The organism is Streptomyces sp. NBC_01439, from assembly GCF_036227605.1.
Taxonomy (GTDB): Bacteria; Actinomycetota; Actinomycetes; order Streptomycetales; family Streptomycetaceae; genus Streptomyces.
The window spans coordinates 1,215,327-1,234,821 of sequence record NZ_CP109487.1; the positions used below are offsets into that span (position 1 = coordinate 1,215,327).

General features: G+C 70.0%; 13 protein-coding genes. 3 read left to right on the forward strand and 10 right to left on the reverse strand.

The window, feature by feature from the left end:
• Window positions 1-28: 28 nt before the first annotated feature.
• From pflA to gap, 7 genes are all read right to left on the reverse strand, one after another.
• Complete coding sequence (gene pflA / locus OG207_RS05690) at window positions 29-757, reverse strand: pyruvate formate-lyase-activating protein (protein ID WP_329096469.1); 729 nt, start codon at window positions 755-757, stop codon at window positions 29-31.
• A complete protein-coding gene (gene pflB / locus OG207_RS05695; RefSeq protein ID WP_329096472.1) occupies window positions 754-3,024 on the reverse strand; it encodes a formate C-acetyltransferase in 2,271 nt (756 codons plus the stop codon). The genes pflA and pflB overlap by 4 nt, the downstream gene beginning before the upstream one ends.
• 277 nt (window positions 3,025-3,301) lie before the next feature.
• Complete coding sequence (ppdK, locus tag OG207_RS05700) at window positions 3,302-5,989, reverse strand: pyruvate, phosphate dikinase (RefSeq protein ID WP_329096474.1); 2,688 nt, start codon at window positions 5,987-5,989, stop codon at window positions 3,302-3,304.
• Window positions 5,990-6,071: 82 nt separating this feature from the next.
• Window positions 6,072-6,950 carry a universal stress protein gene (locus tag OG207_RS05705; protein WP_329096475.1) on the reverse strand — a complete coding sequence of 293 codons (879 nt, stop codon included), beginning with the start codon at window positions 6,948-6,950 and terminating at the stop codon, window positions 6,072-6,074.
• A gap of 346 nt (window positions 6,951-7,296) precedes the next feature.
• Window positions 7,297-8,007, reverse strand: coding sequence for a response regulator (locus tag OG207_RS05710; protein WP_030895875.1), 711 nt, complete (start codon window positions 8,005-8,007; stop codon window positions 7,297-7,299).
• A gap of 187 nt (window positions 8,008-8,194) precedes the next feature.
• Entirely contained in the window at window positions 8,195-10,852 is a 2,658-nt protein-coding gene (adhE, locus tag OG207_RS05715; RefSeq protein WP_329096479.1) for a bifunctional acetaldehyde-CoA/alcohol dehydrogenase, read from the reverse strand.
• A 232-nt stretch (window positions 10,853-11,084) separates the two neighbouring features.
• Window positions 11,085-12,113, reverse strand: a complete 1,029-nt coding sequence (gene gap / locus OG207_RS05720) for a type I glyceraldehyde-3-phosphate dehydrogenase (RefSeq protein ID WP_329096482.1) — start codon at window positions 12,111-12,113, stop codon at window positions 11,085-11,087.
• A gap of 346 nt (window positions 12,114-12,459) precedes the next feature.
• On the opposite strand from gap, the gene OG207_RS05725 reads away from it, so the two are divergent.
• From OG207_RS05725 to OG207_RS05735, 3 genes are all read left to right on the forward strand, one after another.
• Entirely contained in the window at window positions 12,460-13,146 is a 687-nt protein-coding gene (locus OG207_RS05725) for a CBS domain-containing protein (protein ID WP_329096484.1), read from the forward strand.
• Window positions 13,147-13,451: 305 nt separating this feature from the next.
• Complete coding sequence (locus tag OG207_RS05730) at window positions 13,452-14,249, forward strand: sigma 54 modulation/S30EA ribosomal C-terminal domain-containing protein (protein WP_329096486.1); 798 nt, start codon at window positions 13,452-13,454, stop codon at window positions 14,247-14,249.
• A gap of 86 nt (window positions 14,250-14,335) precedes the next feature.
• Window positions 14,336-15,268, forward strand: coding sequence for a universal stress protein (locus OG207_RS05735; RefSeq protein ID WP_329096488.1), 933 nt, complete (start codon window positions 14,336-14,338; stop codon window positions 15,266-15,268).
• Between the two features lie 704 nt (window positions 15,269-15,972).
• Here OG207_RS05735 and OG207_RS05740 read toward each other — a convergent pair.
• Genes OG207_RS05740 through argF form a run of 3 tightly spaced genes read right to left on the reverse strand, consistent with a single transcriptional unit; the run spans window position 15,973 to window position 19,490 of the window.
• Window positions 15,973-17,505: a YfcC family protein gene (locus OG207_RS05740; RefSeq protein WP_329096490.1), complete on the reverse strand. Its 1,533-nt coding sequence runs from the start codon at window positions 17,503-17,505 to the stop codon at window positions 15,973-15,975.
• Window positions 17,502-18,455 (reverse strand): carbamate kinase, encoded by a 954-nt coding sequence (gene arcC, locus OG207_RS05745; RefSeq protein WP_329096492.1) that lies wholly within the window; start codon window positions 18,453-18,455, stop codon window positions 17,502-17,504. Before arcC ends, OG207_RS05740 begins: the two co-directional genes overlap by 4 nt.
• A 33-nt stretch (window positions 18,456-18,488) precedes the next feature.
• The gene (argF, locus tag OG207_RS05750; protein ID WP_329096493.1) at window positions 18,489-19,490 is read right to left on the reverse strand and encodes an ornithine carbamoyltransferase; all 1,002 of its coding nucleotides are present in this window, start codon (window positions 19,488-19,490) and stop codon (window positions 18,489-18,491) included.
• Between the last annotated feature and the right edge of the window lie 5 nt (window positions 19,491-19,495).

Here is a 19,495-nt window from a genome sequence, read left to right on the forward strand (position 1 = left end):
TGTCTCATGTGACGCGCATTCGGCTGGTTCACCGTGCCCGCAAGCCGTGCGCCCGGAACTGGTCGCGAACGCGCTCGACCAGTGCGGCGTCCGGAACCGGATTGTCGCGGAGCGGGAAGGGGATGCCGAGCGAGTCGTACTTGTGGGTTCCGAGTTTGTGGAAAGGCAGGACGTCGACGCGGTCGACGTTGTCCAGTTCCGCGAGGACGCGGCCCAGCCCATCGATGGCAGCCGGATCGTCGGTCCAGCCGGGGACCAGGACGTAGCGGATCCAGGTCGGGACGCCGAGACGGTTCAGCCGGGTGGCGAAGTTGAGGGTGGGTGCAAGGTGGCCGCCGGTCAGGCGCCGGTAGACGCCGGCGTCGAAGGACTTGATGTCGAGCAGGACCAGGTCGGTATCGGCCAGGAGCGCGTCGTCGGCGCGAGTGCCGAGGGCACCGGAGGTGTCCAGTGCGGTGTGCAGGCCGAGCTCCTTGCAGCGCCGGAACACCTCGGCGGTGAAGGCGGACTGGAGCAGAGGCTCCCCTCCGGTCAGCGTCACGCCTCCACCGGCCAAGGTGATGAACTGCCGGTACCGCTCAATGCGCCCCACCACTTCGTCCACGGTGACCGGCTGCCCGTCGCGCATGTGCCAGGTGTCGGGGTTGGCGCAGTACAGGCAGCGCAGCTGACAGCCGCTGAGGAAGAGAACGAACCGGGTGCCGGGCCCGTCCACGCCGGTGGACAGGTCCCAGGAGTGGATGCGGCCCGTGGTCATCGCGCACCGTGGAAGGTGCGGTTGATGACGTCGAGTTGCTGTTCGCGCGTGAGGCGGACGAAGTTGACGGCGTAGCCGGAGACGCGGATGGTCAGGTCGGGGTAGTTGTCCGGGTGTTCCATGGCGTCCTCGAGGGTGGCTCGGTCGAGGACGTTGACGTTCATGTGGAAACCGCCTGCGGCGGCGTAGGCGTCGAGGATTCCGACGAGGTGTTCCGCACGTTCGGCCGGATCGTGCCCCAAGCCCTCCGGTGTGATGGTGGACGTCAGGGAGATGCCGTCGCGGGCCTGGTCATACGGGATCTTCGCGACCGACAGCGCCGATGCCGCCATCCCGTGTCGGTCACGTCCGTTCATCGGGTTTGCGCCCGGGGCGAAAGGCGTACCCGCACGGCGGCCGTCGGGGGTGTTGCCGGTGTGCTTGCCGTAGACGACGTTGGAGGTGATGGTGAGCACCGACTGTGTGTGCTCGGCCCCCCGATAGGCCGGGTGGCGGCGCACCTTGGCCATGAAGGAGCGGACCAGGTCGACCGCGATGCGGTCGGCGCGGTCGTCGTCGTTGCCGTAGGTCGGGTAGTCGCCCGCGACGTGGTAGTCGACGGCGAGCCCGGTGGCATCCCGAATGACTCTGACACGGGCGTGCTTGATGGCCGAGAGGCTGTCGGCCGCCACGGACAGCCCAGCGATGCCACAGGCCATCGTCCGATGCACCGGGTGGTCGTGCAGGGCCATCTCGATGCGCTCGTAGGCGTACTTGTCGTGCATGTAGTGGATCACGTTGAGCGCGTTGACGTAGGTCGCGGCGAGCCAGTCCAGCGTGCGGTCGTACGCGTCGGCCACATCGGCGTAGTCGAGCTGCTCGCCGGTCAGCGGGGCCGTCGCCGGGGCGACCTGCTCGCCGTTCATCTCATCGCGGCCGCCGTTGATGGCGTACAGCAGCGCCTTGGCCAGATTCACACGGGCACCGAAGAATTGCATCTGCTTGCCCACCGCCATCGCGGAGACGCAGCAGGCGATCGCGGTGTCGTCGCCGGTGCGGGGGCGAAGGAGGTCGTCGGACTCGTACTGGATGGAGCTGGTGTCGATGGATGTCTGGGCGCAGAACTGCTTGAAGCCCGCCGGCAGCCGGGGGGACCACAGCACGGTCAGGTTGGGCTCGGGGGCGGGGCCGAGGTTGTACAGGGTCTGGAGAAGGCGGAAGGACGTGCGGGTGACCAGGGAGCGGCCGTCCTCTCCGATGCCGCCGATGGACTCGGTGACCCAGGTGGGGTCGCCGGAGAACAGCGCGTCGTACTCCGGTGTGCGCAGGAACCGCACGATCCGCAGCTTGATCACGAAGTCGTCGATGAGTTCCTGGGCGCGGCTCTCGTCGATTTTCCCTTCGTCGAGGTCACGCTGAAGGTAGACGTCCAGGAAGGTGGAGGTGCGGCCCAGGGACATCGCCGCGCCGTTCTGCTCCTTCACGGCGGCGAGGAAGCCGAAGTAGAGCCATTGGATGGCCTCGTGCGCGGTGGCTGCGGGACGGGACACGTCGCAGCCGTAGGAGACGGCCATCCGTTCCAGCTCGCCCAGTGCCCTGATCTGCTCGGCCAGTTCCTCGCGGTCGCGGATCACGTCGGCCGTGGACGGTGTCTCATCCATCCGGGTCCGCTCGGCTCGCTTGGCCTCGATCAGCCGGGCGGTTCCGTACAGCGCGACGCGGCGGTAGTCGCCGATGATGCGGCCTCGCCCGTAGGCGTCTGGCAGGCCGGTGATGATGCCGGCCCTGCGGGCACCCAGCATTTCGGGGGTGTAGGCGTCGAAGACACCGTCGTTGTGGGTCTTGCGGTACGTGCCGAAGACCTTGGTGACGAACGGATCCGGTTCGAAGCCGTACGCGCGCAGCGCGTTGTCCACCATCCGCAGCCCGCCGTTGGGCATGATCGCCCGCTTCAGCGGAGCATCGGTCTGCAATCCGACGATCAGTTCCAGGTCGCGGTCGATGTAGCCGGGCGCGTGGGAGGTGATGGTGGACGGCATGGCGGTGTCCACGTCGAGCACACCCTTGCGGCGCTCCTCCGGGAAGAGCGCGGTGACGGTCTTCCACACGGTGCGGGTGCGCTCCGTGGGACCGGCGAGGAATGCGGCATCGCCCTCGTAGGGCGTGTAGTTGGCCTGGATGAAGGAACGGACGTCGATGTGTCGCTGCCACTCCTCGCCGGTGAAACCACGCCACGACCGGGTGACGAGGGGGCTGGGGTCGGCAGAGTGCTGGACGGTCACGGTCATGTCGTCATCTCCTGGGCCGGGGCGGAGGCGAGGTGGGCGATCGCCCTTTCTCACTGCTGATGGTTCCCGTCGGCTGTGTCGCCGGCCAGGGTCGAAGAGGCAAGGCGGAGCCCGCTGACCGGCCCCGGTGAGCGGGGCGGAGAGGGCCTGTGGTCCCGTCGGGGCGAGGGACCATGGGCCCTCCCGCAGAGCGTCACGAGCCCTACCCGGCAGCCGCGGCGGGTACGGGTGCATGACGACGCGGCTCTCCGCGCCCCCGGGCAACACGGTGCGGGGGCTATGCGCTCGCGTCGGTGCCGTTCGCTTCCAGGGCTGCCCGGCCGGCCTCAAGGCGGGCGACCGGGACACGGAAGGGCGAACAGGAGACGTAGTCCAGCCCGGCCCCGTGGAAGAAGTGGACCGAAGCGGGGTCTCCTCCATGCTCCCCGCACACGCCGATCTTCAGGTCCGGGCGAGCTGCCCGGCCCTCCTCGACCGCGATCCGCACCAGCCGGCCGACGCCTTCACGGTCGATCGTCTCGAACGGGGAGACGGGGAAGACGCCCTTGTCGAGGTACGCGGAGAAGAACGCGGCTTCGACGTCGTCGCGGGAGAAGCCCCAGGTGGTCTGTGTCAGGTCGTTCGTGCCGAAGGAGAAGAACGCCGCCTCCTTCGCGATCCGGCCGGCGGTGAGAGCCGCCCTGGGCAGTTCGATCATGGTTCCGACCGGGCAGGTGACGTCGACGCCGGTCTCTTGCGAAACCTCTGCCAGGACCCGGTCCACTTCCTCCCGTACGAGGTGGAGCTCCTCGACCGCGTCCACCAGCGGGACCATGATCTCCGCCCGAGGGTCGCCGCCCGCACGCCTGCGCGCGACGACGGCCTCCGCGAGGGCCCGTACCTGCATGGCCACCAGCCCCAGGCGCACACCACGCAGGCCGAGCATCGGGTTCTCCTCGTGCATGCGCGTAACGGCCGCCAGGAGTTCGCTGTCGTGCGGATCGGCCGGTGTGCCGAGCGCTTCGCCGCGTGCGAGACGGACGGCGAGTTCCGTGCGGTCCGGCAGGAACTCGTGAAGTGGCGGGTCCAGCAGCCGGACGGTGACCGGCAGGCCGTCCATCGCTTCGAGGATGCCGATGAAGTCGTGCCTCTGGAGCGGCAGCAGCGCCGCGAGTGCCGCCTCTCGTTCGGTGTCGCCGTGCGCGAGGATCATCGCCTCGACCAGGGGGCGCCGGTCGCCGAGGAACATGTGCTCGGTACGGCACAGGCCGATCCCCTGGGCACCGAAGCGACGGGCGCGGGCCGCGTCCTCGGGGGTGTCCGCGTTCGCCCTGACCTCCAGGCCTCGCACGGCGTCCGCCTGCCGCATGAGCCGGTGCACATCACGCACCGGCTGCCGGGCCGTGCCGTCGGCCGGCAGCACGCCGCCCTCCTCGAAGTACCGCATGACGTCGGAGTCGACCAGGGGTACGGAGCCGAGGCGCACCACGCCTTCCGACCCGTCGACGGAGACGACCGTGCCTTCGGGGACCGTCACGCCACCGGCGCTGAAGCGCCGCTCCCGGGTGTCCACGACGATGCCCTCCGCCCCGCACACGCACACCTTGCCCATGCCGCGCGCGACGACCGCGGCGTGGCTGGTCTTCCCGCCCCGGCTGGTGAGCACCGCCTGGGCGGCGACCATGCCCGGCAGGTCGTCGGGCGTCGTCTCCTGACGTACGAGAACGACCTTCTCGCCGGCGGCCGCCCTGCGGACCGCTTCCGCGGAGTCGAACACGACGGCTCCCACGGCCGCTCCCGGTGAGGCGGGCACGCCCCGCGCGATGACCTCGCTCGAGTCCGTGGTGGCGAAGCGGGGAAACATCAGCCGTGCGAGCGCCTCGCCGCCGACCCGGCCCAGCGCTTCCCGCTCGCTGATCAGTCCTTCGTCGGCTAGCTGGGAGGCGATGGCGAAGGCGGCCTGGGCCGTGCGCTTGCCGATGCGGGTCTGGAGCATCCACAGCGTGCCGCGTTCGATGGTGAACTCGATGTCGCACAGATCGCGGTAGTGGGCCTCCAGCCGGTCCATGTAGCTGCGCAGCCGCGCGAACGACGCAGGGTCGAGACCGGCCAAGTCCTGGAGGGGCACGGTGTTGCGGATGCCGGCGACGACGTCTTCCCCTTGGGCGTTGGGCAGGTAGTCGCCGTAGACGCCCTGTCGGCCGGTCGCCGGATCCCGGGTGAAGGCGACGCCGCTGCCTGAGTCCGCACCGAGATTGCCGAAGACCATGGTCTGAATATTGACCGCGGTGCCCAGATCGTCCGGAATGTGCTCACGCCGGCGGTACAGGCGTGCGCGGTCGCCGTTCCAAGAGGTGAAGACGGCGAGTACCGCCCGCCGGAGTTGCTCGGCCGGATCCTGCGGGAATTCCTCCCCGGTCCGCTCGTGGATCAGGTCCTTGAAGGTCTCGACGATCCGGATGAGGTCGCAGGTGTCCAACTGCGTGTCGTCGCCCCGGCTGTGTTGCTGCTTGACGGCGGCGAGCGCCGCCTCGAAGTGGGAACCGTCGACGCCCATGACCGTACTGCCGAACATCTGCACGAGGCGCCGGTAGGAGTCCCAGGCGAAGCGTTCGCGCTCGGGGGTCTTGGCCAGGCCCAGGACCGAGAGATCGTTCAGCCCGATGTCGAGGATGGTCTCCATCATGCCCGGCATCGAGAACCTCGCCCCCGAGCGGACGGAGAGCAGGAGCGGGTCGTCCACCTGGCCGAGCCGCTTCCCGGCGGCTCGTTCCAGCGCCGCGAGATGCTCGCCGATCTGCCGGTCGAGGCCGTCCGGAGCCTGCCCCGTGGCGAGGAAGATCCGGCAGGCTTCGGTGGTGACGGTGAAGCCGGGCGGCACGGGCAGGCCCATGCGCGCCATCTCCGCGAGGTTCGCTCCCTTGCCTCCCAGGAGACCGGCCATGTCCCGGCCGCCCTCGGAGAAGTCGTACACATAGGTGGTCATGGCTGCTCGCCTGTCTCTTCGGTGGATGTCGGGTCCCGGGAAGCGGGGCGGCATGCCGCACGGTAGCGGCCGGTTCGGTCGGTCAGTCGTGCGGCACGACCGTGACGGGAGCCAGGGAGTGGTGGATGACGGCGTGGGTGACGGCCCCGATGTGCGTACCGATCCGCGCACGCCGGTTCCGGCGACCCACCACGACCAGCCGGGCCCCTCGCGAGGCTTCCGCGAGGTCCTGCGCCGGCCGGCCCTGGCGGCATTCACGGACGACGGAAACACCGGGGTACTTCTCCGTCCACGGGGCCAGCGCCTCGTCGAGCGCCCGGCGCGCGTCCTGCGCGACTTCCGCCCACATCAGTTGCAGGGCGGCGCCCATGTCGGCTCCGTAGAGCGACGGAACGGCCCAGGTGTGCAGTACCCGCAGACCGCAGCCGTACCGGTCGGCCGCCGCGAAGCCGAAGGCGAGCACCTCGTCGCCGGGTGCGGACACGTCCAGGCCGACCACGACCTCTCCGGCCGGCCCGTCCTCCCCGGCCGCCGGGCGGTTGTGCGGGCGGACCAGAACGACCGGGCGCCGGGTGCGGGCGAGCACGGCCAGCGAGACGGATCCGGCGAGGAAGCCGGCCGGCCTGCCCAGGCCACGGGAGCCGAGCACCAACAGCTCCGCCTCGTCCGCGGCAGCACACAGCTCCTCCACCGGGTCACCGCAGACCCAATGCGTCTCGGTCCGCAGACCCGGGTGGCGTCGGCGCAGTCGCCTCCCCGCCGTACCGAGCGCCCGCTCACCCCACCCCTGAGCGGTCGCCGGCGCCACCAGGCGGGTACGCGGATCGTCGTCCTTGCTCCAGACCTGGAGAATCCGGAGCGGCGCCGCGCGGCGCACTGCCTCCCCGGCAGCCCAGTCCACGGCGGCGAGGCTCTCACGGGATCCGTCGAAGCCGACGGTGACGGTGACGGTGCGGGACATGAACGGCTCCTCGGGAGAACGGGGAAGGGCCTTGCATCTCCACAGTGGCCTGCCCACGACCCACCCGCCGAGGGGCCACAGGTCCCTGCTGCGGGTCCTGTAGGCCCCACACGACCGCGCACCGCCGGGCGGTCGGTCGCCCATGCAGTTCCGGCACCACGCCCGCTGCCCCGTAGCTGTCGTGCCGCACGCCTGACGGCCCCGCCCCGCTTCGGGGACGGCCCCGGCCGGCCTCTCCGGCAGACATGCGGAAGCGGCCCGGCCCGACGTCCGAGAAGGACGCCGGGCCGGGCCGCTCAGCCGTTTCGCGGGCGCGTGAACCTGCGCTCAGATCCCGGCACAGCCGTCACACCTTGCCGAGCCGCCCGCTCTGGTCTCCCTGGGCGGCCAGAGCCTGCGTGGCGATGACGGCGGCCTGCACTCGCCGTTCGACGCCCAGTTTGGCGAGCAGCCGGGAGATGTTGTTCTTGACCGTCTTCTCCGCCAGGTAGAGCCGCTGACCGATCTCACGATTGGTCAGCCCTTCCCCGACAAGAGCGAGGATCTCACGCTCGCGCTCCGTCAGGCCGGGCAGACCCTGTGGAAGCTCCTCCTGCGGAGGTCCGCCGCGCAGCCGGGCCATCACCCGCGCCGTAGCGCCGGGGTCCAGCATGGACTGGCCGGAGGCGACCGTCCGCACGGCGTTCACCAGGTCGGTTCCGGTGATCTGCTTGAGCACGTATCCGGAAGCGCCGGCCATGATCGCGTCGAGCAGCGCCTCCTCGTCGTCGAACGACGTCAGCATCAGGCAGGCGAGGTCGGGCATGCGGGAGCGCAGCTCCCGGCAGACACTCACGCCGTCCCCGTCCGGCAGGCGCACATCCAGGACGGCGACCTGCGGGCGCAGCGCGGGCACACGGACGAGCGCCTGCTCGACCGTGCCCGCCTCCCCTACCACGGTCAGGTCCGGCTCGGCGTCCAGCAGATCGTGCACACCGCGGCGCACGACCTCGTGATCGTCGAGGAGGAAGACCCTGACCGGTTCCTTCCCGGTGAGGCCGCCGCTGCTGTCCGTCATCGCACACTCCGAGTTCGCCGAGTCTTCCGCCCGCCGGCGGATCCACTGCATCGTGCCGTGCGAGCGGGACCTTAGGCCAGGGCCGGATGGCCCTCATACGCGGCCGCGCCCCAGATGGCTGCCCTGGAACCCGGTCCCACACGGCCTCGGCGGCCCGCCCGCAGACCGGCTGCCGCCCTACGCGCGGTCAGAAGGAGGGAAGGGGCCGCGGCCCGGCATAGTAGGCCGCGCGCATGATGTCCTCCATGTCGTCCAGCATCGGCATGCGCGGGTTGGCCGGGGCGCACTGGTCCTCATAGGCGTTCAGTGCCTGCTGCGGCAGCGCGCCGATGAAGGCGGCCTCGTCAAGTCCCAGGGCGCGGAAGGACGGTTCGATGCCCACGGCGTCCCGCAGGCGTTCCACCGCGGCGGCGTACGAGGCCACGCCCTCGGCGGGGGTGGATGCGGGGAGCCCGAGGGCGCGGGCGATGTCCTGGAACCTCTCGGGCGCGCGGTAGCTCTCGTACTTGGGCCATCCCGTCAGCTTGCCGGGAACGGTGCCGTTGTAGCGGATCACGTGCGGCAGGAGGATTGCGTTGGTCCGCCCGTGGGCGATGTGGAAGGTGGCGCCCAGGGTGTGGGACATCGCGTGGACGATGCCGAGGAAGGCGTTGCCGAAGGCCATGCCGGCGATGGTGCCCGCGTTGTGCATCTTCTCCCGTGCCACGCTCCGCCGTGCCGCCTCGCCGGTGACCGCCGCCTCGAGGTGGTCGAAGACCAGCCTGATGGCGTGCAGCGCCAGACCGTCGGTGAAGTCGTTGGCATAGACGGAGACGTACGCCTCGGTGGCATGGGTGAGGGCGTCGAAGCCGCTGTCGGCCGCGAGCGACGCCGGCAGGTCGTTGGTCAGGACGGGATCGATGATCGCGACGCTGGGGGTCAGGGCGTAGTCGGCCAGCGGGTACTTCTTGCCGGTCGCAGGGTCGGAGATCACGGCGAAGGGGGTGACCTCGGCGCCGGTTCCCGAGGTGGTGGGAACGCAGACGAGACGGGCCCGCTTGCCGAGCACGGGGAAGCGGAAGGCACGCTTACGGATGTCGGAGAACTTCTGCCGCATGTCGGCGAAGTCGACGTCCGGCTGTTCGTACAGCAGCCACATCACCTTCGCCGCGTCCATGGGGGATCCGCCGCCCAGGGCGATGATGGTGTCCGGCCGGAAGTCGCGCATGAGAGCGGCGCCACGCTGTACGGAGTCGATGCTCGGCTCCGGCTCGACGTCGTCGATGACCTGGATGGTCACGGGTTGCTGCCGCTGTTGCAGGACACGGCTGACGCGCTCCACGTAACCGAGCCGGGTCATGGTCGCGTCGGTGACCACGGTGACGCGGTGGACGTCGGGCATTGCCGCGAGGTAGCGGATGGCCTGGGGCTCGAAGTAGATCTTCGGCGGCACCTTGAACCACTGCATGTTGTTCTGCCGGGTGGTGACGCGCTTGATGTTGAGCAACTGGGCGGCCGAGACGTTGTCCGAGACCGAAGTACTGCCCCAGGAACCGCAGCCCAGGGTCAGGGACGGAACCAGACGGTTGTAGATGCCGCCGATCGCTCCCTGCGAGGACGGCGAGTTGACGATGATCCGTACGGTCTTCATACGACGGCCGTAGCGCTCGGCGAGGGCCGGGTCCCCGGTGTGGATCACTGCGCTGTGTCCTTGCCCGTGGAAGTCGACCATGTCTGCCGCGAGGTCGAAGCCCTCCTCGGTGGACCCGGCCCGCAGCACGCTGAGGACGGGGCAGAGCTTCTCCCGCGTCAGCGGCTCGTCGGGCCCGACGTGGCTCGCCTCGGCCAGGATGAGCGAGGTGTCCGCGGGTACGGTGAACCCGGCCTGCTCGGCGATCCGGTCGGGGCTCTGTCCGACGGCTGCCGGGTTGACGCGGCCCTGCCGGCCGGCCGGGTCGGGCGGAAAGAGGTAGGTCTCCAGCTTCCGCTTCTCCTCGGCCGTGGCGACGTACGCGTGAAGGCGCCGGAATTCGGCGAGCGCCTCGTCGTACACGTCGGTGTCCAGGATGACCGCCTGCTCCGACGCGCAGATCATGCCGTTGTCGAAGGACTTGGAAAGGACGAGGTCGTTGACCGCCCGGCGCAGGTCGGCGCTGTGGTGCACGTAGGCGGGCACGTTGCCGGCGCCGACGCCGACGGCGGGCTTGCCGGCCGAGTAGGCGGCCTTGACCATGGCGTTGCCGCCGGTCGCCAGGATCATCGCGACGCCTGGGTGTCGCATGAGGAGGCTCGTGGCCTCGATGGAGGGAGCCTCGATCCACTGCACGCAGTGCTCGGGCGCTCCGGCGGCGACGGCGGCGTCCCGCACGATGCGTGCGGCTTCGGTGCTGCATGCCTGCGCGGAGGGGTGGAAGGCGAATACGACGGGGTTGCGTGTCTTCAGCGCCAGCAACGCCTTGAAGATGGTGGTAGAGGTCGGGTTGGTGACGGGCGTGACCGCGCAGAGCACACCTACGGGTTCGGCGATCTCGATGATGCCCTCGATGTCGTCACGGCCGATGACGCCGACCGTCCTCGCCCGGGACATGCTGTGGGTGACGTGCTCGCAGGCGAACATGTTCTTCACCGCCTTGTCCTCGAAGACACCCCGCCCGGTCTCCTCCACCGCCGAGCGGGCCAGGGCGGTGTGCTGATCCAGGGCGGCCACCGAGGCCTTGGCGACGATGTGGTCGACCTGCTCCTGCGTGAAGGACTCGAAGTCGGCGAGCGCCTTGGAGGCGTTGTCGACCAGGAGGTTCACGGCGATGAGCGTGTCCGACGGGGTGCCGTCGGTGGTGGTGCGGGGGTCGCTGGTCGCCTGTGTCATGGAAAGCTCCCTGGGTGTGGGTGGCGCTGTGGCCACACGTGGCCGGCCACCGGGGTGGCCACCCGTTCCGTCCTGTCACCTACAGCCTTGCCCGGGACGCGTCCTCGGCGGAGGTCCCAAAGGTCCCTCGACGGGGCCCGATGGTCTCCGGCACCTGTGGCAGCGCAGAGGCTTGCGCCACCACCGGGCCTTCCGTGCCTCTACGGCGTCCGCCGCCCGGGCTGCCGCCGGCTCACCGGGCGTCGAGCAGCGTGGCGACGTACTGGGTCAGGTCGACGAGTCGGTTCGTGTAGCCCCACTCGTTGTCGTACCAGCCGAAGACCTTGACCAGGTCGCCGTTGGTCTGCGTCAGCGGGGCGTCCACGATGCACGAGGCGGGGTCGCCGACGATGTCGCGCGAGACGATAGGGGCATCGCTCACCCTCAGGACGCCCTTCAGCGGTCCCTCGGCGGCTTCCCGGAAAGCGTCGTTGACGTCCTGTGCGGACACCTGCCGTGCCAGTACCAGGCTGAGGTCGGTCAGCGAGCCGTCCTCGACCGGCACGCGCACGGCGATGCCGTCCAGGGTGCCCGCGAGTTCGGGGAGCACCAGGCCGACGGCGCGGGCGGCGCCGGTGCTGGTCGGGATGATGTTCACTGCGGCCGTGCGGCCGCGGCGCAGGTCCTTGTGCGGGCCGTCGAGCACGACCTGGTCGTTGGTGTAGCCGTGGATGGTGGTCATCAGTCCCTTGACGATGCCGAAGCGCTCGCTGAGGACTTTCATCATGGGAGCCACGCAGTTGGTGGTGCAGGACGCGTTGGAGATCACGTGGTCGACGCGCGGGTCGTACGCGGACTCGTTGACGCCCATGACGATGGTGGCGTCGACGCCCTTGCCGGGGACGGACAGCAGCACCTTGCGTGCTCCTGCCGTCAGGTGCCGGCCCGCTTCCTCCTTGGTGCGGAAGCGTCCGGTGGCCTCGATGACGACGTCCACGCCGAGCGCGTCCCACCGGAGGTCGGCGGGGTCGCGCCGGGACGTGACCGCGATGCGGTGACCGTCCACCGTAATGGATTCGCCGTCGTGATCAACGGTGCGGTGGAGTCGGCCGTAGGTGGAGTCGTAGGTGAGCAGATGGGCCAGCGCAGCCGGGGAGGTGAGGTCGTTGACGGCCACCACCTCGATGGGGGTGCCGTTGCTCGTCTCCGCGCGTTCCATGACGCAGCGCAGGTAGTTCCGGCCGATGCGTCCGAAGCCGTTGATTCCGATGCGTACGGTCATCTCCGCCGCCCCTTCCCTTGGGTGCCGATGCGAGTGGTGCCAGCCTGGGGGGCATGTCGCGCCGCGGGCAGGGGTCGAACGGGGTGCACGCCAGGGCCGTTGGGCCCTCTCCCCCGGCGGGCCCCGCCCGGCCCGGCCTGTCACGGGCCGAACGGCCCGGCGTGCGGGTCCTGACCGGTTCTGTCCCCCCGGCCGTCCTCCGCCCCACTCTGGAAGCAACGGCAAGCACGAGGAGCAGACGAACCCGGGGCTTCCCGGCCCCCTGCGCGCTGAGCACAGCGGTCGGCGGGCAGTCAGAGGTCGGGGCGCCATCGGCGGTATCCGGAAACCTGCGAGACGAGTGGAGATGAGCACCGTGGTCGAAGAACGGACGGTGGGCCAAGTCATGACCAGCGAGGTGGTCCAGGCCCGCCCGGACACCTCCTTCGAAGAACTGGCTCGCATGCTCATCGCCCATCGGATCGGCGGGCTGCCGGTGGTGGATGACGACGACAAGGTCATGGGCGTCATCTCCCGGAAAGACCTTGCCAGGCAACAGGGCTGTCTCGGCCGGCACGACTCCGGGCGGCATCGGATGGCGCTCACACCACGGCGACCGGCCGACGCCCACGCCGTCGCGGGACTCGCCATGGCGGCAGGCGAGCTGATGACCAGCCCGGCTGTAACCGTGCATCCCGAACAGCGCGTCGCCGACGCCGCGCGCATCATGGAACGTCGCCACGTCGACCGGTTGCCGGTGGTGGACGAGGAAGACCGTCTGATCGGCATCACCACGCGACGTGATCTGCTGCGCGTCTTCCTGAGGACGGACGAGGAGATCCTCGCGGACGTCGCCGATGCCGTCTCCGGCCGGGCGCCGGCCGCCCACCGCATCGACGGGCTCCGCATCGACGTTCGCGACGGGATGGTCACCATGGTGGGGTCATCCGAACCTGCCCTCGATACAACGGCGTTGATCAGCGCTACGTGGCGCGTGGACGGTGTGGTGGGTGTGGTGAACCGGCTGACAACCGCCCGCGAAAGCGATCACTGACAACAGGGCGGGACACCACGGGCTCTTCCGTCGGCCGAGCGGCGGCGGTCACCGCGGCCGGTCGCGGCGACCCGGAGCCGCCGACCCGAGCCGTGCTGTCGGTCCGGCACGTCACGCGATATCAGGCCGGGGCTCGTCGACTTACCCGTCTCTGGGTCTGTAGGCCGAACGGCCTTGTCCGGCCGACCAGAAGTCCCGGTTTCTCGGGTGGTGTCGGTACCAGTGGCGCCGTGGCGGGGTCCGGACGGCTCTGCCCGGGAGCGACCGCCGGCAGACAGGCTGAAAGGGATCGAGGAGGAGTTCTCATGAGCGGTCTCAAGACCAGCCGGACAGCCGACGTCCAGGTCCGCAACCGAGGGCAGGTGCCCGATGGCGCGGACGTGTACGCCCAGGGAAAGATGCTCGCGGTGATCGGCCACGTGCGCGGACCCGTGCCGACCGTGCGGGTGAAGCTCACGCAAGCCGTCAACACTTCGGCGAACCGCCCGGCCACGGCTCAGGCCGTGGTGGACGTCAACGGCCGGATGGTTCGCGCCCACGTGGCCGCGAACAGCATGTTCGAAGCGGTCGACCTCCTGCAGGAGCGCCTGGCTGCCCGGCTCACCCGGCCACGGCGGTATGCGGCGGGCGGCCCCCACCGCAACGGCACGCCCAGCCGGACATCGCGGGACGGCGCAGCGCACGACCACCGTCCGCACCGGCATCACGTTCCCGCCGAAGAGCGCCGGATCGTGCGGCACAAGTCCTTCAGCCTGGTCCACCAGACGCCTGAGGACGCCGTGATCGACCTGGAGGCCATGGACCACGACTTCTGGCTCTTCACGGACCTGGCCTCCGGGCGCGACAGCGTCGTCTACCGCGACGTCCGTACCGGGCGGCATCGCATGGCTTCGCTGGGACCTCTGGGTCAGGAACGGGAGGTCGACGGTCTGCTCGGCGTGAGCACGGTTCCCGTGCCGACGAGCAGTGTGACCGAGGCCGTTTCACGGTTGCACCTCACCGGGCTGCCCTTCGTCTTCTTCAACGACACGGCCACCGGCCGGGGCTGCGTCCTCTACCACCGCTACGACGGCCACTACGGGCTGATCACTCCGTCCCGGTAACACGTTCCGGGGGACGCCGCGCGCCCGGCCGCCGGTCCCCGGACCAGTGCCGCAAACCACCCGAAGACCCCTCACCCGGAGGAATCATGTCACGTACCGTCATCGCCGCTGTGGACGGCTCGGCCGAGTCGCTGGCCGCTGCGGACTGGGCCGCCCACGAGGCACAGATGCGCCGTCTGCCCCTGCACCTCCTGCACGTCTGGCAGGACTGGTCACGGGCCTTCGCCCACGCCCCGTTCACCGGCCTGGACACCACGCCCTGTGAGGGGGCGACCGCCGCACAGCACTACGCCGAGCAGGTCACCCACGACGCGTCCGACCGGCTGCGGGCGGCGCACCCCGGCCTGGAGATCAGCGTCGAGCAGGTGCACGGCCGCCCCGCGGAGGTGTTGCTGTCCGCCGCAGAGAAGGCGGAAGTCCTGGTCGTGGGTTCACGAGGGCTGGGTGGCCTGGCCGGCTTCCTAACCGGATCGGTGTCCCTGCCCGTCATCGCGCACGCCGAGCGTCCGGTCGTCGCCGTACGGGCCGGGGAACGGGCCGAGTGTGAACCGCTCCCCGGGACGGGCGACCACGGGGACCGCAAGGGGCAGTGCCTTGACGTGGTGCTCGGCCTCGACCTCTCCAGGCCGTGCGACGAGCTGCTCGCGTATGCATTCGAAGCCGCCGCTGCCCGAGCGGCCACCCTGCGGGTCGTGCACGGCTGGAGCGTACCGGTGGTCGAAGGGTACGACCCTGCGGCGGCCGACCCTGGCCACGGCGTCGCGCTGGGACTGCGCGAGGCGAGCGCACTCACCGACGTACTGCGGTCGTGGCGCGGCAAGTTCCCCCAGGTCGAGGTCAAGGAGCAGTGCCTGGTGGGACGGCCCGCGGGCCACCTCGTGGAAGCGTCGAAGGAAGCCTCGCTGCTGGTCGTCGGACGGCGCATACGCCGGGCGGCGGTCGGAGCACACATCGGCCCGGTCACCCACGCAGTGCTGCACCACGCCACGACGCCCGTGGCGGTCGTCCCTCATCTCTGATCGTCGCGAGCCTCACCAAGGACGGATACACCCCGGCTGCGGTCCCCCGACGGACGCCGTCGCCCCTTGACACCAGGAGCCCTCGTCGCGCAGCTGCGCGACGAGGGCTCCTGGTGTGCTGCGACCGCAGTGGTCGGTGCGTTGCTTGTCGTACCGGGTGGAAAAGACGGAAGCCACTGCGGCGAGGGGCGCGATGGGGCGGTCGGTCCGGGTCCACAGGCCGGCCGGGAAGGACCGTTGCGGCAGTCCCCGCGCGTCCCCACCACCTCGACCAAAGCGTCCGTGCAGGCCTTGCCCGCCCGTCTGCGCCGACGCAACTCTCAAGCCTGCCAAACCCCGATGGGCGGCCGCCCGACGCCGCGAGCGTATCCGCATCGGTAGCCGCAGCGAGACGGCCATCCGGTGGGGCGAGCGCCCCACCAGTGGCCCGTCGGCGCTGTCGCACTGCCAGTCCACAGCGAGGACGGGAATCACGCCCGTGCAGTCGCTCCGATGGCCGGCAGTCCGGGCATGAGGCCCCACCACCTTGAGCGGCCACGGGACACCATGCCCTGCCCGAGCTCACGGTCGCGGCTCAGAGGAGCGCCCAGGGCCCTGTTGGCGCCGTCCGGCGGAGCCCACAGGTCCGCCTCGTGCTGGGCACACGACGGTGGCCGGCTGGTCGGTGTCCCGACCAGCCGGCCACTTGCCTGCCCCGTAGCGATTCAGCGCACTGCCGCACCGAGTGCGAGGAATCCGGCGACGGCCACCAACAGAGCACCCATCAGTGGTGCCATGAAGCGCAGGTACCGGTCGTAGCGGACCTTGGCAAGGGCGAGGCCTCCCATGACGACGGCCGAGGTGGGCGTAACGAGGTTCACCCATCCGGAAGCCGACTGGTACGCGGTCACCACCAGAGCCCGGCTCACTCCGGCGAAGTCGGCCAGGGGGGCGAGGATGGGCATGGCGAGGGCCGCGTGGCCGGACGAGGAGGGGACGAAGAAGGCCAGCGGGAGGTTCACCGCGAACATCAGTACGGCGAACACTCCGGAGGACGTGTCGGCCACCGCGCTCTGCAGGACGTCGAGGATGGTGTCGGTGACACTGGCGTTGTTCATGATCACCGTGACTCCCCGGGCCAGCATGACGATCAACGCCGCTCCGATGAAGTCCCCTGCGCCGGCGGTGACGGCGTTCACCGTTCCCTTCTCGCCCAGGCCGCCGACCAGCCCCACGGCGACCGCCGCAACGATGAACAGGGCGGCGAGTTCGGGGAAGTACCAGCCGAGGGTGGGCAGGAAGGTGACGTGCAGATCGGACCAGGGGACGACGGCGAAGATCATGAAGAGGAACGTGGTCGCGAAGAGGCCCAGGACCGTGCGCTGGCGACTCGTGAGCTTCGCCGCTTCGCCACCCTCGGCCTTGATGCGGAGGTCGTCCTCGGTGAGGGGTGTCAGCGACCGGGAGGGGTCCTCGGTGACGCGGCGGGCGTAGCGCACGACGTAAGCGGCTGCCAGGGCCGTCAGGCAGACCCACATCACCAGTCGCAGGACGATGCCGTCTCCCGTGCCGATGCCGGCGCTGTCGGAAGCCACTCCGGTGGCAAAGGGGTTGACGGTCGAGGCGAGGGTGCCGACCCCGGCTCCCACCATGACGACCGTCGCAGCGACCATGCGGTCGTAGCCCAGGCTCAGCATCAGGGGGATCATCAGCCCGTAGAAGCCTAGGGTTTCCTCGGCCATGCCGTACGTGGTCCCGCCGAGGGAGAACACCGTCAGCAGGACCACCAGCAGCAGGGTCCTGCGGTGGTGCAGACGCTGCGCGAGGCGCGCCACTCCCGTCGTGAGTGCCCCGGTGCGCATCGTGACGGTGATGAACGCGCCCACGGCCAGTATGAAGAGGAACACGCCCGCCGCGCCCGCGAAGGAGCCGGTGCCGCCAGGTGCGGTGAGGCCGGTCCCGGCGTCGGTGACGCCGTACAGACCGTTGACCGGGGCGAGGAACAGGTCTTTGAGCCGCTCCCAGAATCCGGTGGTCAGTTCTACGGAGTGGTAGGTGCCCGGTACGGGGCTGCCGTCCTTGGTGTCGTAGCGGCCGGCGGGGATGACGAACGTCAGGGCCCAGACTGCGACGGTGACGACGATCAGGACGGTGAAGGCGGACGGGAACCGAAGCCGCCGCCGTGGGGCGTCGGGCGCGCTGGAGTCCGTTCTGGCTCTGGCCGGCTGTGGGGATGCGGGTGCGCTCTGCAGAGTCATGTCAGGTCCTGTGTTCCGTCGTGGCGGGCTTCGCGGTAGCTGCCGCTGGGTGTGACGACGGTGCCGGCGGCTCCGTCGAGGATGGCTCGGGCGTCTTCGAGAGCGCCGATGGCCGCCATTCCGCCGGTGAGCTCGACGAACCGGCACACGGCGTCGACCTTGGGTCCCATGGATCCGGCGGGGAACTGCTGGGCTCTCAGAACTGCGGGTGTGGTCCGTCCGATGGGCTCGGCGCCGGGGGTGCCGTAGCCGAGCGAGACGTGGGGAACGTCCGTGAGGAGCAGGAGCGCGTCGGCGTCGAGCGCCTCGGCCAGGAGGGCGGCGGTGAGGTCCTTGTCCACCACGGCTTCGACGCCGGTCAGCTGCCCTTGTTCGTCTCGGATCACCGGTACGCCGCCGCCTCCTGCGCACACGGCCACCGCTCCCGAGTTGAGCAGCAGCCGGATGAGCCGTGTTTCCACGACGCGTTGTGGACGGGGGGACGGTACGACGCGTCGCCAGTGGGCACCGTCCTGCTTGACCGTCCAGCCGCGTTCGGCGGCCAGTCGCTCCGCTTCGGTCCGGTCGTAGACCGGGCCCACGAATTTGGCCGGGTCGGTGAAGGCGGGGTCGGCCGCGGAGACGAGGGTCTGGTTGAGCAGGGCGCAGACCTGCCGTTCGGGCAGGGCGTTCTGCAGGGACTGGAGCAGCCAGTAGCCGATCATGCCCTGGGTCTCCGCGCCGAGGACGTCGAAGGGGTAGGGGCTGCTCAGGGAGCGGTCGGCGGCGCTCTGGAGAGCGAGCACGCCGACCTGAGGTCCGTTGCCGTGGGTGATGACGAGTTCGTGCTCGTGCGCGAGGGGGGCGAGCGCGGACACAGCAGCGCGGATATTGGCGAGCTGTACGGCGGCGTCCGGCCGCTCCTCGCGGCGGAGCAGGGCGTTGCCGCCCAATGCGACGACTACACGCATGACGTGTTCTCCGGAGGTCGAGGGGATGCCGGTTCAGTCGCCGAGGGTGGCGACGAGGACGGCCTTGATGGTGTGGAGCCGGTTCTCGGCCTGGTCGAACACGATGGAGTGCGAGGACTCGAACACCTCGTCGGTGACCTCCAGTGCGGTCATGCCGGTCCGCGCAGCGATCTTGGCGCCGACGGTGGTGTCGCTGTTGTGGAAGGCCGGAAGGCAGTGCATGAACTTGACCGCCGGGTTGCCCGTCGCCTCCAGGGTCTTCGCTGTCACCTGGTACGGCTTGAGCAGGGCTATGCGCTCGTCCCACATCTCCGGCGGCTCTCCCATGGAGAGCCATACGTCGGTGTAGACGAAGTCGACGCCGGCCACGCCTTCGGTCACGTCCTCGGTCAGGGTGATGCGCGCACCGCTGACGGCCGCCGCCCGCCGCGCGTGGTCGACGACGTCGGAGGCGTTGTGCAGGGATCGCGGGCCGACCATGCGTACGTCCATGCCGAGCATCGCCGCGACGATCAGCAGGGAATTGCCGACGTTGTTCCTGGCGTCGCCCAGGTAGGCGAAGGACACCTGGTTCAGCGGTTTGTCGGTGTGCTCCCACATGGTGAGCACGTCGGCGAGCGACTGGGTGGGGTGCCACTGGTCCGTCAGGCCGTTCCAGACCGGAACGCCGGCGTGCTGGGCCAGCTCCTCCACCAGGCGCTGGTCGCTGCCCCGGTATTCGATCCCGTCGTAGTAGCGGCCGAGGACGCGTGCGGTGTCCTTGATGGACTCCTTGTGCCCGAGCTGGGAGCCGGCCGGGTCGAGGTAGGTCACGTGCGCGCCCTGCTGGTGCGCGGCCACTTCGAAGGCGCATCGGGTCCTCGTCGACGTCTTCTCGAAGATGACGGCGATGTTTTTGCCGCGCAGCCGCTGCTCCTCGCGTCCCTCGCGGCGGGCCGTCTTGATGGAGGCGGAGAGTTCCAGCAGGTGGCGGAACTCCTCGGGAGTGAAGTCGAGTTCCTTGACGAACGGGCGCTGGTGCAGGTCGTCGTGCATGGCGG

What these genes read in the sequence shown, in the direction of transcription:
- OG207_RS05735 (WP_329096488.1), top strand. Translation starts at nt 14,336, where the DNA reads ATGTCACGTACCGTCATCGCCGCTGTGGACGGCTCGGCCGAGTCGCTG.
- pflB (WP_329096472.1), bottom strand. Translation starts at nt 3,024, where the DNA reads ATGACCGTGACCGTCCAGCACTCTGCCGACCCCAGCCCCCTCGTCACC.
- arcC (WP_329096492.1), bottom strand. Translation starts at nt 18,455, where the DNA reads ATGCGTGTAGTCGTCGCATTGGGCGGCAACGCCCTGCTCCGCCGCGAG.
- adhE (WP_329096479.1), bottom strand. Translation starts at nt 10,852, where the DNA reads ATGACACAGGCGACCAGCGACCCCCGCACCACCACCGACGGCACCCCG.
- OG207_RS05725 (WP_329096484.1), top strand. Translation starts at nt 12,460, where the DNA reads ATGAGCACCGTGGTCGAAGAACGGACGGTGGGCCAAGTCATGACCAGC.
- ppdK (WP_329096474.1), bottom strand. Translation starts at nt 5,989, where the DNA reads ATGACCACCTATGTGTACGACTTCTCCGAGGGCGGCCGGGACATGGCC.
- OG207_RS05705 (WP_329096475.1), bottom strand. Translation starts at nt 6,950, where the DNA reads ATGTCCCGCACCGTCACCGTCACCGTCGGCTTCGACGGATCCCGTGAG.
- pflA (WP_329096469.1), bottom strand. Translation starts at nt 757, where the DNA reads ATGACCACGGGCCGCATCCACTCCTGGGACCTGTCCACCGGCGTGGAC.
- argF (WP_329096493.1), bottom strand. Translation starts at nt 19,490, where the DNA reads ATGCACGACGACCTGCACCAGCGCCCGTTCGTCAAGGAACTCGACTTC.
- OG207_RS05730 (WP_329096486.1), top strand. Translation starts at nt 13,452, where the DNA reads ATGAGCGGTCTCAAGACCAGCCGGACAGCCGACGTCCAGGTCCGCAAC.
- OG207_RS05740 (WP_329096490.1), bottom strand. Translation starts at nt 17,505, where the DNA reads ATGACTCTGCAGAGCGCACCCGCATCCCCACAGCCGGCCAGAGCCAGA.
- OG207_RS05710 (WP_030895875.1), bottom strand. Translation starts at nt 8,007, where the DNA reads ATGACGGACAGCAGCGGCGGCCTCACCGGGAAGGAACCGGTCAGGGTC.
- gap (WP_329096482.1), bottom strand. Translation starts at nt 12,113, where the DNA reads ATGACCGTACGCATCGGAATCAACGGCTTCGGACGCATCGGCCGGAAC.